Raw genomic sequence first — 13,798 nt, forward strand, 5'->3', positions numbered from 1 at the left:
CGCCCCATTAGTATTTAAAATTCTTCATTGTTTTTAAAAACAATAAATAATATACAAAAATTAATTAATTATTAGTCTCTCTGGGGTCGTTAATGCAAAGTTCAAGATCATCTCAAGAAATCATTCGCAAAACATTTAGTAAAATTGAATCAGTGGCTCAAATGCCGAGCTTAATAGAAGTTCAGCGTGAGTCCTATCGTAAATTCTTGCAAGATGATATTAAGCCTGAGAGTCGGCAAAAGTCTGGTCTTCAAGAAGTTTTAAGATCCATCTTCCCTATTAATGATCCATCTGGTATTTCTACTTTAGATTTTGTGAAATATCACCTTGATCAACCTAAATATGATGTGGAAGAATGCCGTCAACGTGGTATTAATTTTGCAGCGCCGCTCAGACTTACTTTAAGACTAGTGATTTGGGATCTTGACGAAGATACAGGTTCTAAAGAAATTAGAAGTATTAAAGAGCAAGATGTTTATATAGGTGATATACCGCTTATGACTGAGAATGGTACCTTTATTATTAATGGTACTGAGCGAGTGGTTGTATCGCAAATGCATCGTTCACCTGGTGTTTTCTTTGGTCATGATGAAGGTAAAACGCATGCATCAGGCAAATTTTTATATTTCTGCCGTGTAATTCCTTATCGTGGTTCATGGCTTGATATTGAATTTGATGCTAAAGATTTATTATATTTTAGAATTGATAAGAAGCGTAAATTATATATCTCAACCCTTCTTAGAGCACTTGGACTTAATAACCAAGATATTTATAATTATTATTTTAATAAACTATCTTTTATCAAAAATAAAACTGGTTGGGTTGGTGAATTTATTCCTGAAAAATTTAAAGGAATCAAATTACCAAAAGATCTAATTGATGCTAACACTGGAGAAGTTGCTTTAGAAAGCGGCACTAAAATTACTCCGCGTGTACTTAAAAAATTAGAAGAGCAAAATTTTAAAAATTATCGTATTGATAATGATGATTTAGAAGGTTTGTATATTGCTGAAGATATTATGGACCCTGACACTGGAGAAGTATTATTTGAAGCAGGCTATGAAATAAGTGGCGATACTATTACGGCGATTAATAATTTAAAACTTAAAGAAATCAAAGTTTTAGATATTGATTATTTAAATACAGCTCCGGTCATTAGAAATACATTGCAGCTTGATAAAAATCTAACGCAAGAAGATGCATTGCTTGACATTTATAGAGTGTTAAGACCTGGTGAGCCATCAACCCTTGAGGCTTCACAAAATTTATTTGATAATTTATTCTTTAATGCTGATCGTTATGATTTATCTACTGTTGGACGTGTTAAATTAAATGCTAAACTAGATGTTAGCATTGATGAAAATATTAAAACGCTTACTAAAGACGATATTACCGGCATTATTAAGTATATAGTTGATCTTAAAATGGGTCGTGGTGAAATTGATGATATTGACCATTTAGGTAATAGACGTGTTCGTTCAGTTGGCGAGCTAATGGAAAACCAATTTAGAATTGGTTTAGTTAGAATGGAACGTACCATTTTGGAACGTTTAACATCAGTTGATATTGATACTGTTATGCCTCATGATTTAATTAACTCTAAGTTAATTGGCACAGTGGTTCGTGAGTTCTTTGGTTCGTCACAATTATCACAATTTATGGATCAAACTAACCCATTATCAGAAATTACTCATAAGCGTAGGCTTTCAGCATTAGGACCTGGTGGATTGCAACGTGATCGTGCAAGCTTTGAAGTGCGTGACGTACATCCAACTCACTATGGAAGAATTTGTCCAATTGAAACTCCTGAAGGGCAAAATATTGGTTTGATTAACTCTATGGCTACTTATGCGATTATTAATGAGCTTGGATTTATTGAAAGCCCATATCGTACTGTAGTGAATAACCAAGTGACCAATGATGTTGTGTATCTCTCAGCTATCGCAGAAGGCAAATATACAATTGCTCAGGCAAATGCTAAATTGGATGATAATGGTTGTTTTGTTGATGTATTAGTACCAAGCCGTCAAAATGGTGAATTTATTATGTCACCAGTAGAAAAAATTGAATTTATTGACGTTTCTCCAATGCAGCTAGTATCTGTTGCGGCATCACTTATTCCGTTCTTAGAAAATGACGATGCCAACCGTGCTCTCATGGGATCAAACATGCAACGTCAAGCGGTACCATTAATTAGAACTGATGCACCTTTTATAGGTACAGGGATTGAAGGAATAGTAGCAAAAGATTCGGGCGCAGTAGTTGTAGCTAGCCGTAGTGGCCAGGTTATGCAAGTAGATGGTACTAGAATTGTTATTCGTGCTGATCAAGATGCAAATCAAGACACTCCAGGAGTTGATATTTATAATTTGCAAAAATATCAACGTTCAAACTTTAACACCTGTATTACTCAAAAACCATTAGTAAGAGTTGGCGATTATATTAAGAAAGGTGAAGTTGTTGCTGATGGTCCAAGTATTCAAAATGGTGAATTGGCACTTGGTAGTAACGTGCTTGTAGCGTTTATGCCATGGAACGGATATAACTTTGAAGATTCAATTCTTATTTCTGAAAGAATTGTAAAAGAAGATGTTTATACTTCAATTCATATTGAAGAATTTGAAGTAGTAGCACGTGATACCCGTTTAGGACCTGAAGAGATTACTCGTGATATTCCAAACGTTAGTGAAGAAGCTTTAAGACATCTTGATGAAACTGGGATTGTTCACGTGGGCGCGGAAATTAAAGCTGGTGATATTTTGGTAGGTAAGGTTACTCCAAAAAGTGAATCGCCTATGACTCCGGAAGAAAAATTGCTTCGTGCAATTTTTGGTGAGAAAGCGGCTGATGTAAGAGATTCATCACTTCATGTTCCACCAGGAGTAGGCGGTACGGTAGTTTCTGTACGGATTCTGTCTCGTCGTGGTATTGAGAAAGATGAACGTGCTATGGCAATTGAGCAGTTAGAAATTGATAGGCTTGCTAAAGACCGTGATGCAGAGAATTCTATTTTAGAAAATTATTTTTATTCTCGCTTGAAAGAGGTGTTGATACATCAAATTATTATTTCTGGACCAAAAGGGGCTAAACCGGGATTAAAGATTACTCAAGAAACTTTTGAAGAATATTCAAAAGGTCAATATTGGCAGTTTGTAGTTGAAGATGCTAATGTTATGAATGAAGTGGAAAATTTAAAAACTCACTTTAATCAAATGACCAGCACAATTTATAACCGTTTCAATAATAAAGTTGAGAAGTTGCAATCTGGTGATGACTTACCGCAAGGTGCTTTAAAAGTAGTAAAAGTATTTATTGCTATGAAGCAAAAAATTCAGCCTGGTGATAAGATGGCAGGACGCCACGGGAACAAAGGTGTGATTTCCAGAATTTTACCCGCAGAAGATATGCCTTATATGGAAGATGGTACTCCAGTTGATATGGTGCTTAACCCACTTGGTGTGCCTTCGCGAATGAACGTGGGGCAAATTCTAGAAACTCATCTTGGTTGGGCTTCTTATAACTTAGGTAAGCAAGTGACTGAGATGCTAGAAAAAATTGAATATGGTGATGAGAGCATTGATGGTTTAAGAGCTAAGGTTGTTGATATTTATGAAGATCAAAAAGCTGCTGTTGAGAAAATCAAATCATTTGATGAGAAGAATTTAGTAAAATTTGCTCATACTTTAAAGCGTGGTGTTTATTTTGCTACCCCAGTATTTGATGGTGCAAAAGAGAAAGATATTAATCGTATGCTTGAAAAAGCAGGCGTAACTACCACTGCTCAAGTAACATTGTTTGATGGTAGGACAGGTGAAGCTTTTGATCGTAAAGTAACAGTAGGTTATATTTATATGCTTAAACTGCATCACTTAGTTGATGATAAGATTCACGCACGTTCTGTTGGTCCGTACAGTCTGGTTACCCAGCAACCACTTGGTGGTAAGTCACATTTTGGTGGACAGCGTTTTGGGGAGATGGAATGTTGGGCATTACAAGCTTATGGTGCTGCTTATACTCTCCAAGAGATGTTAACTGTAAAGTCTGACGATGTAACAGGGCGTATTAAAATTTATGAATCAATCATTCGTGGTGATCAAAACTTTGAATGTGGTATTCCAGAATCATTTAATGTTATGGTTAAGGAATTACGTTCGCTTTGTTTAAATATTGATCTAAAAAATGATTAATTATTTAAAAAATTATAAAATTTGTTTAGTGGGGTTTATTGATGGGTGAGTTATATAGTATTTTTAATAATTCTGGAAATAATTTCGTCTTTGATCAAATTTCAATTGGAATTGCCAGTGCTGAAAAAATGCGCTCATGGTCATATGGGGAAATAAAAAAACCTGAAACTATTAACTACCGTACTTTTAAGCCGGAACGCGATGGTTTATTCTGTGCTCGTATTTTTGGTCCAATTAAGGATTATGAATGCTTATGCGGAAAATATAAACGTATGAAATATCGTGGTGTTATTTGTGAAAAATGTGGTGTTGAAGTTACTACTTCTAAAGTTAGACGTGAAAGAATGGGGCATATTGAGCTTGCTGCTCCAGTGGTGCATATATGGTTCTTAAAGTCACTTCCATCTAAAATTTCTGCCCTACTAGATTTGCCACTTAAAGATCTTGAAAAAATTCTGTATTTTGAAGCTTATGTAGTGACTGATCCAGGCCTTTCACCATTTTCTAAAGGTGATCTGCTTAGTGAAGATCAGTTTTATCGTGCACAAGATGAATATGGTGAAGATGCATTTACTGCAATGATCGGTGCTGAAGCTATTAAATCATTACTTGTTGAATTTGATTTGAAGCAACATCAAGAATCTTTAAGAGTAGATTTAAAAGAAACTAATTCAGAAATTAAGAAAAAGAAAATTGTAAAACGTTTAAAAATCATTGAGGATTTACTTGATTCTGGAAATAAACCGGAATGGATGGTGTTAGACGTTCTGCCAGTAATCCCACCAGAATTACGTCCGTTAGTAATGCTTGATGGTGGTAGATTTGCAACTTCTGACTTGAATGAATTATATAGAAGAGTAATCAACCGTAACAACCGTTTAAGAAGACTCTTAGAGCTTAAAGCTCCTGATATCATCATTCGTAATGAAAAAAGAATGTTGCAAGAATCAGTAGATGCATTGTTTGACAATGGTAGAAGGGGTAGGGTTGTTAAGGCCTCTAATAAACGTCCATTCAAATCACTTAGTGATATGCTGAAAGGTAAGCAAGGTCGTTTCCGTCAAAACTTATTGGGCAAGCGTGTTGACTATTCAGGACGTTCAGTAATTGTAGTAGGACCAACTTTAAAACTGCATCAATGTGGTTTGCCAAAGAAAATGGCTCTTGAATTATTCAAACCATTCATTTATTCAAAATTAGAACTTTATGGTATTTCAAATACCTTAAAAACTGCTAAAAAAATGGTTGAATCAGAGCGTCCGGAAGTTTGGGACATTTTAGAAGAAGTAATTCGGGAGCATCCTGTATTGCTTAATCGTGCGCCAACTTTACATAGACTTGGTATTCAGGCATTTGAACCAATCTTAATTGAAGGTAAAGCTATTCAGTTACATCCGTTAGTATGTGCAGCATTCAATGCTGACTTTGACGGTGACCAAATGGCAGTACACGTACCGTTATCTATTGAGGCTCAGCTTGAATCACGTGCACTTATGATGTCTACTAACAATATTTTGGCTCCATCAAACGGTAAGCCAATTATTGTACCATCACAAGATATTGTACTTGGAATTTATTATCTTTCTATGGAGCTTGAAGGCGAGCCTGGTGAAGGTATGGTGTTTTCTGATGAAGGTGAAATTCACCATGCGCTTTACAACAAAGTAATTACCTTACATAGTAAAATTAAATGTAGAAGAAATCACCGCACATATGACGGTAGTTATCAAACTAAGCTGGTTGACACTACAGCCGGTAGAATGTATGTGGCAGCTCTATTACCAAAAGATTTTTTCATACCATTTGAGCATGTAAATAAATTGCTTACTAAGAAAGAAATTTCAGCACTTATTGACGTAGTATATCGTAATTGTGGTCAGAAAAATGCGGTAATTTTTGCAGATAAGTTAATGGAGCTTGGGTTTGCTCATGCATGTAGATCTGGTATTTCCATTGGTAAAGATGACATGGTTGTCCCAACTACTAAGCAAAAACATTTGGATAGTACTTTAGAAGAAGTTACAGAGTTTGAAAGCCAATATGCTGATGGTTTAATTACCAGTGGTGAAAAATACAACAAAGTAATTGATACTTGGTCACGTTGTACTGATAAAGTTGCAGATGATATGATGAAACAAATTTCTGCAGGTGATGTATATAACGAGTCAAAAAGTAATCAGCAAAAAGTTAACTCTATTTGGATGATGGCCCATTCTGGTGCTCGTGGTTCTGCGGCTCAAATTAAACAGCTTGCAGGTATGCGCGGACTTATGGCTAAACCAAGTGGTGAAATTATTGAAACTCCAATTATTTCTAACTTTAAAGAAGGTCTTACCGTACTTGAGTACTTTAATTCTACTCATGGTGCTCGTAAGGGTCTTGCGGATACTGCGCTTAAAACTGCAAACTCTGGTTACTTAACCCGTAGGCTTGTTGATGTATCGCAGGATTGTATTATTGGTGAATATGATTGTGAAACTACCCGTGGTATTGAAGCAAAACCTGTGATTGATGGTGGCGAGGTAATTGTCGGTTTAGGTGATTTAATATTAGGACGTACTGCTGCGATTGACATTCGCCATTCACAAAGTGGTGAAGTTATTGTCCAAGCTGGTGAAATGATTGATGAAACAGTTGTTGAAAAGATTGACCAAGCTGGAATTAACTCAGTTTTAATTAGGTCAGTTATTACTTGTGAAGCTAAGGGTCATGTATGTGGTAAATGTTACGGACGTGATCTATCAACTGGTGCTTTAGTCAGTGTAGGTGAGGCGATTGGTGTTATTGCTGCTCAGTCTATTGGTGAGCCAGGTACGCAGCTTACTATGAGAACGTTCCATATTGGTGGTGCGGCTACTAAGAGTATTGAAGTTTCAAATGTTGATGCATCAACCGAGGGTGTATTAAAGATTATTAACCGTAACTTGGTGGAAGACAGTCAAGGTAAACTTGTAGTAATGAGCCGTAACTGTGAAGTAGTTATAGTTGATGATATTGGGACCGAAAAGGCAAGACATAAAGTTCCATATGGTGCTAAACTCCATCTGGATGAAAATAATAAAGTTAAAAAAGGTCAGCGTATTGCAGACTGGGATCCTTACACCATACCTATTATTACTGAAAAATCAGGTAAAATTCTTTATACTGATTTAGTAGAAGGGGTGTCGGTAAGAGATGTGGTTGATGAAGCAACCGGTATTTCAAGCAAGGTTGTTATTGATGTTAAGCAACAAACTAGAGCTGTTGATTTAAGGCCGCGTATTACTATTACAGATAATAATGGTAAGATACTGACTTTAGCAAATGGCTTAGAAGCAAGATACTTCCTACCAGTTAATGCAATTATATCAGTAAATGATGGTGATAATATTCATGCTGGTGACGTATTATCTCGTATTCCACGTGAGTCCACTAAAACTCGTGATATTACAGGTGGTTTACCAAGAGTAGTAGAATTATTCGAAGCACGTAAACCTAAAGATCATGCTATTATTAGTGATATTGATGGTGTGGTTGAATTTGGTAAAGATTATAAGAGTAAGCGCCGTATTGTTATTAACCCAACTGACGATCAGGTATCAGCGGTTGAGTACTTAATACCCAAAGGTAAACATATTGTGGTTAATGAGGGTGACTTTGTACGTAAGGGTGATGTACTTATGGATGGTAATCCGGTACCGCATGACATTTTAAGAGTTATGGGTGTTGAAGCACTTACCCGTTATATGGTTAATGAAATTCAGGCTGTGTATAGGTTACAAGGTGTGAAGATTGATGATAAGCATATTGAAGTAATTATTTGTCAAATGCTTCAAAAAATGGAAATTATTGATGCTGGTGAAACTACTTTCCTTGCTGGTGAACAGGTTGACCGTGAAGAATTAGATGAAACAAATGCAAAAGCTGATAAAAATGGTTACTCCCCTGCTAAAGCAATACCAGTACTTCAAGGTATTACTAAAGCATCGTTGCAAACCAGATCATTTATTTCTGCTGCTTCCTTCCAAGAAACTACTCGTGTTCTTACTGATGCATCTGTTGCAGGTAAAGTTGATAGGCTTGTTGGGCTAAAAGAAAACGTAATTGTTGGTAGATTAATTCCAGCAGGTACCGGTTATGTAGTTAATAAGTTCAAAAAGCTTGCACAAGCTAGAGATCATGAAGTATTAGCTAAAAAGCAACAGAATGAGAGTGCTTAAAAACGTAGAGCAATCTAGAATAATAAAAAAGGAGCTCTTAATAGCTCCTTTTTTATTTATATGTATGAAGATAATTTATATTTATAGAAGTAAGCTAAGGAATATTTATAAATAGCTTGCAAGAGCGATTTGTAAATTAATAAGCCTCCACTTCTTGTATTGTTTGATCTATTTTTTTGTCTTCTGGAGTCTTGCCAACTAATTCTATTATACTTGTTGAGCGTTCAGATGATGAGCTAGATGATGCCTGTGGAGATAAACTATCATGAAGTTCGCTACGAGCATTATCATCATGCCCTGCCAATAGCTGAAACTATATTGGCTATATTGTTATTTGCCTCTTGAATCATAGGACTTCTATTAGCATTATTATCTCTTTCTGCAATAAGTGCTCAGAGGCCAATACTTCGTCGGCTATTGTTATTACCTCTTTCTGCCATAAGCGCTCTGGTAAATGGGCCAATACTTTGACTATTGTTATCACCTCTTCCTGCAATAAGTGCTCTGGCAGCCGCTCCAATAACACTTGCAGATTGCTCATTTTCTGGAGAGTTTGGAGTAATGGTTTCCAAACCATTACTATGTATAGGCTGAAAATGGCGATATATAAGTGTTGAGAGGTTGGATTGGCTTGCAATGGGATGGTTACTATTATTATAATTGTTATTAGATCTTTCTGGGTTGTTTGTCATTTTCCCAAAATCATCAAATGTCATACTTTTATGGCAGGATGGAGGAAGATTTTTATAAATATAAGTGTAATCCTCTTCATTATTTTGCACTTTAATGTTAATTTGAGCAGCTAAGGCGCCAATTCTTATATTGATTTGCTCTTTTATATAGGTAACAACATCTTCTTTAGTAATTTCTTGTGTAGGATTATTTTTCCAAGCTGTTAAAGATAATAGACCTTTCGGTTCAACCATTAGTTGATCGCCTTGTATATAAAAAACATAAGGTATTTCTTTATAATACTCTACTGTACTAATGCCATTATTTCTATTTTGAGGAAATGGATGCTGTAAAATCTCTTTAATTCCAGCTATACAATTTGATATATTATTTTGAGTCAACAATTGAGTATCATCTTGGGTCAAATGAGAAACTTTTAATAAAAGAAAAGCCCTTAAAGCATCTTCATCCTTTTTTAATCCTTCTTGCCCAAATGAGGCAATGGAGCCTTCAAAGGTAATTTCTCTAATCGCATTTAAATTGTCTATAATTACTGCATCAATTGTTTGTTTTTGCGTGATATTAAGCACCATTTGATTATCCTTATAATATGATCTCTTACCCAGTTATATTATATTAATTAAATGCTGCCTAGTTAAAAATAAATGGTTATTTTGTTGCTTCCTTAGCTTTATTCCAGAAATCCATAAGGATATTATGCTTTTCACCTTGAAGGGTGGTATATCCTTGCAGATGTGCGATTTCTTTGACTGTAGAGATACGCTTCTCATATTTTTCAACTGTCTGCTCAATGGTTTGCTGTGGATCATAGCCCATATAAGTACATAGCGATAAAGCTGCAAGAATTAAATCACCTATTTCTTCTTAGATCATTGCAGGATGGTTAGTAATAGATTCTTTAATTTCATCACATTCACTAGCAATTTGATCAAATATCATCTGTAAGCCTGGCCAATTAAAACCAAAGTCGGCAGCTTGCCGTTCTATCTCTAATAGTTTATTTAATGGGTTCATAATTTTCTCTTTTAAAATAAATTTTCTTTAAAATCAACTAACCTCTTTGAGGATAATGCAACACTATTTGTGATGTTGGTTGCAAAATCTCGATCTAGCTTACCATGTAATCGCATTTTTAAATAATACCATAATATCTTCTAAATGTTCTATTATGTGGAGCTTCAGTTTTTTGGTTGATTTATATAGTATATGATCAATAGCAATCATGGATAAAATAGTGGAAATTCACGTTTTCGTCTAATATAGATTTAATGCCTATATATATCTTTAATTATCAGCTGTTATCTTAAAACCTTAGAGCTGGTTTTACTATTTATAATAATAATTATTTGATAGACAATCAACTTTTGAGTATTTAAGCAACTTTTATTTGTTTTGTTAATGACTTTTTAAACATTTTATTTTAGATTGGAAAAACTATTTAATAAATTTTAACCTTGAGAGAATTTTAAATGATTACTGATTTTGAAATGGGCGAGATTCTTCAATCTAAATTTTTCCACGATATGGCAGGCCCAGTAGGAGCTATTAATAATGGGGTGGAGTTTTTAGGAGAAAACCGTAGCGAAGTACAAAAGAAAGCTATTGAACTAATGACCATTAGTGCTCAAGAAGCTGTCACTCGTATGCAATACTATAAATTTGCTTATGGTTATTTGCCAATTAATTTAGAAGCGAGCATTGATAAAACCATAAAGGTAGTAACAGATTATTTCTATAAAAATAAAATAAGATTTAATTGGAATGGGTTAGAAACTAGTAACATTAAAATTAATAATAAAGTTGTTAAGTTGCTTTTAAATACTATTTATATTGCTGCGGCGGCAATGATTTATGGTGGAGAAATTAGTGTTAAACTAGGATTTGATAAAGCAACTAATAATTTAAAATTCGAAGTAATTGGTAGTTCTGCTTCTGGTATTAAACTTGATAGGGATATGATTTCATTATTAGTGGAAAATAACACTTTACCAATTAATAGTAAGAATGTTCAATTTTTCTATTTCAAGCGTTTTGCAGAAATCCACAAAATTAAATATGCTACCGAAATAAATGATAAAATCACTTTTAAAGGTGAATTGCTACTTGATATCAAACAAGCGGAAATTCATCATAGGCATGAGTATGCTGATTTAATTTAATAACATTAAATTATATATGTAGATAAAAGAGACACTTATCTGTAAGTGTCTCTTTTATTTATACAAACAAGTTTTATAAAGATCGCCTGTTTGCTTCTAGTTTACGAGCAATTTGCTGAAGTGCTAAGCTATGACTGCGTTTAAATAAATCAAGTGCAGAATAATGGTTATTATTGATAATACTGCAATCAATACTGGCTTGGTCTACCAGTATATTAATCGCTTGAAGATTGTTACTACCGATCGCAGAAATAATAGGGGTACTACCCAAACCATCTTTTACATTTAAATTAATGCTAAGTTGAATTACTAATTTCAAAGCTTCTGTATCTTGACTAAAAAAAGCTGCATGATGTAGAGGGGTACTTCTAGAGTTATTAAAAATATTTGATAAATCAATTAAGATTCCATTTTCAAAAAATTCAGGATTATTATTAATGTTTAATAAAGTTTGTAAGATCCTTAAGTGGCCGGTAGCTGCTGCATAGTGTAAAAGTGTATTACCATTGCTATCCATGCTTTTAAAAAGTAAAGTTTTTAAAACTTTAAAACATCTATGATTTACAATTTTGTTTAGGAATGGAGTAAGCTCTTTTAAAAAGTTAGTAATATTTTTAAAGTCTCCGGTTAGCTTAATATAAGGTAAGGGAGGGAGATCGCTTGTTGAGCAATCTTCAAGTGTAGGTTCTAGAACGAGTAAGACGCGAGCGAGATATTCTAAAAAAGGCGCTAGCATATTTTGCAGCAGATCCGCTAAAGTAAAATACGCTTTTATTGAAGCTCATGCAAGATAATATAAGGTGAAAGAGTTATGTAAGACACTACAGGCAACAGAAAGCGGATATTATAAGTGGAAAGCTAGTAAAATCAGTTTTCATCAGCGAAGAGATAGTTATTTAAGCAAGCTAATTAAGCGATCCATAGTTGTGTAAAAGGCCGCTATGGTAGCCCTAGGATTCGTGCTGCACTAAAAGAGCGGGGTGAAAGAGTCAGTCGCAAAAGAGTAAGTAGGTTAATGAGGGAGAATCAGCTTTTTTCTAAAGTAAAACGTAAGTACAAAACCACTATTGATTCCGGTCATAATCTATCTATAGCGCCAAATCTACTTAAACAAAACTTTACGACCGACGCCCCTAACCGAATATGGGTAGCAGATATAACTTATATTTGGAGCGGTGAGGGTTGGCCAGTTAGTGATCGTATTTCCAGATATTTGGTCATTAATGCTTTTTTAAAAGCTTATTGGGCAAGAAAACCAAAACCAGGCTTAATTCATCATTCTGATAGAGGAAGTCAGTATGCCTCAAAAGATTTTCAAAAGTTGCTAGCAAATGCTCAAGCTAAATGTAGCATATCCGGCAAGGGTAACTGCTATGATAATGCTGTGGCTAGAAGCTTCTTTAATAGCTTGGAAACCGAGGCTATCAAGGGACAATTTTTTAAAACTAAACAGGAGGCTAAAGATGCAATATTCGAATATATAGAAGCTTTTTATAATACAGTGCGTATGCATTCAACATTAAACTATTGCTCTCCAGCTAATTTTGAGCAATATTTTACTACAAAGGTTTCTTAATTTGACTATAAAAAATTGGGGCAAGACCAAAAAATAGGAGTATAATTAAATGACAGAAATAGAAACAAAAATAAAAGAATTTATAAAAAATATCTTTCAAGAAAATATCAAAAATGATGAACGATTTTTATTCAAAGCCAAGGTGGAAAATAGCGGAAGAATAGCTTACATTAGACCTTTTGAGGATGAAGATTTGGAATTTATAACAGATCTTTATGGGCAACAATATGTTATAAGTAATGTAGTTTCCAAACCTGATCCCAAAAAATCTTTTAAGGACTGGTGTAAAGAAGATAGGGTTATGCATGGTATAAATAAATTTGAAAAATACGGTCTTTCAAGTTATATAGTAGAAAATGAACAAAGAAAAACAATTGGTATAGCAGGATTAACTTTTGTCCCTCTAGCTACAAATAGTGGAGAAATAATCTTAGCTGTTCATTATGCATTTTCTGAAGCAGTAAAAGGACAGGGTTATCCATTTGCTGTAATGAGAGAGTTAGTGAAAGTAGCCTTCGAAGGTTTACACGATATTCTAGGTGATAAGGCAGAGGTGATAGCTCGCGTGCTACCAGAAAATATACCATCACAGCTACTATTATGTAAGTTGGGCTTTGAACCTATAAAAAAAAGCCCTGTTCCCGCAAAAAGTCCTGAAGAAAAAGAAATTTTTTATAGATTAACTTATCAAAGATATCAAGAGGTTAAAGGATCATTATCATTAGAAGTAGTAGTAAATCCAGTAAATAATAGCCCCTTGCACCCACTAGCAACAGGATATAAACCTGAGAAACGCTCTAATACTCCTGCAGCTAGCTATGTGAGCGCCCTAAAAAAGGATAATGGCCAACAAGGTAGCGCTAAATCATTTTAGTTGAGATTGAGATCGCTATAAATGAATATATAGAAGCTTTTTATAATACAGTGCGTATGCATTCAACATTAAACTATTGCTCTCCAGCTAATTTTGTTCACACAACCTAG

11 protein-coding genes are annotated in these 13,798 nt (G+C 34.5%); 6 read left to right on the forward strand and 5 right to left on the reverse strand.

The features are described 5' to 3' along the window. The first annotated feature begins 92 nt into the window (after positions 1-92). Entirely contained in the window at positions 93-4,187 is a 4,095-nt protein-coding gene (rpoB, locus tag EF513_RS05225) for a DNA-directed RNA polymerase subunit beta (protein WP_125216352.1), read from the forward strand. 41 nt (positions 4,188-4,228) lie between these two features. Further along, positions 4,229-8,386: a DNA-directed RNA polymerase subunit beta' gene (gene rpoC / locus EF513_RS05230; protein ID WP_125216353.1), complete on the forward strand. Its 4,158-nt coding sequence runs from the start codon at positions 4,229-4,231 to the stop codon at positions 8,384-8,386. Between the two features lie 136 nt (positions 8,387-8,522). Here the strand turns inward: rpoC and EF513_RS07905 are convergent, their stop codons facing one another. From EF513_RS07905 to EF513_RS07915, 4 genes are all read right to left on the reverse strand, one after another. Further along, positions 8,523-8,690 (reverse strand): hypothetical protein, encoded by a 168-nt coding sequence (locus EF513_RS07905; protein WP_164503834.1) that lies wholly within the window; start codon positions 8,688-8,690, stop codon positions 8,523-8,525. A gap of 88 nt (positions 8,691-8,778) precedes the next feature. After that, positions 8,779-9,651 (reverse strand): hypothetical protein, encoded by an 873-nt coding sequence (locus tag EF513_RS05235; protein WP_125216354.1) that lies wholly within the window; start codon positions 9,649-9,651, stop codon positions 8,779-8,781. Between the two features lie 76 nt (positions 9,652-9,727). Beyond that, entirely contained in the window at positions 9,728-9,895 is a 168-nt protein-coding gene (locus EF513_RS07910) for a hypothetical protein (RefSeq protein ID WP_164503835.1), read from the reverse strand. 48 nt (positions 9,896-9,943) lie between these two features. Further along, positions 9,944-10,093: a nucleoside triphosphate pyrophosphohydrolase family protein gene (locus EF513_RS07915; RefSeq protein WP_164503836.1), complete on the reverse strand. Its 150-nt coding sequence runs from the start codon at positions 10,091-10,093 to the stop codon at positions 9,944-9,946. 455 nt (positions 10,094-10,548) lie between these two features. On the opposite strand from EF513_RS07915, the gene EF513_RS05240 reads away from it, so the two are divergent. Continuing rightward, complete coding sequence (locus tag EF513_RS05240) at positions 10,549-11,238, forward strand: histidine phosphotransferase family protein (RefSeq protein ID WP_125216355.1); 690 nt, start codon at positions 10,549-10,551, stop codon at positions 11,236-11,238. A 73-nt stretch (positions 11,239-11,311) separates the two neighbouring features. Here the strand turns inward: EF513_RS05240 and EF513_RS05245 are convergent, their stop codons facing one another. After that, positions 11,312-11,974, reverse strand: coding sequence for an ankyrin repeat domain-containing protein (locus tag EF513_RS05245; RefSeq protein WP_125216356.1), 663 nt, complete (start codon positions 11,972-11,974; stop codon positions 11,312-11,314). Between the two features lie 180 nt (positions 11,975-12,154). Here EF513_RS05245 and EF513_RS05250 point away from each other — a divergent pair, with 180 nt between their 5' ends. Genes EF513_RS05250 through EF513_RS08165 form a run of 3 tightly spaced genes read left to right on the forward strand, consistent with a single transcriptional unit; the run spans position 12,155 to position 13,798 of the window. After that, positions 12,155-12,814 carry an IS3 family transposase gene (locus EF513_RS05250; protein WP_277592631.1) on the forward strand — a complete coding sequence of 220 codons (660 nt, stop codon included), beginning with the start codon at positions 12,155-12,157 and terminating at the stop codon, positions 12,812-12,814. A 49-nt stretch (positions 12,815-12,863) separates the two neighbouring features. Then, the gene (locus EF513_RS05255; protein WP_125216357.1) at positions 12,864-13,688 is read left to right on the forward strand and encodes a GNAT family N-acetyltransferase; all 825 of its coding nucleotides are present in this window, start codon (positions 12,864-12,866) and stop codon (positions 13,686-13,688) included. Between the two features lie 11 nt (positions 13,689-13,699). Beyond that, the gene (locus EF513_RS08165; protein ID WP_410528584.1) at positions 13,700-13,798 is read left to right on the forward strand and encodes an IS3 family transposase; all 99 of its coding nucleotides are present in this window, start codon (positions 13,700-13,702) and stop codon (positions 13,796-13,798) included.

Source organism: Rickettsiales endosymbiont of Stachyamoeba lipophora (genome assembly GCF_003932735.1).
Classification (GTDB): domain Bacteria; phylum Pseudomonadota; class Alphaproteobacteria; order Rickettsiales; family 33-17; genus RICK01.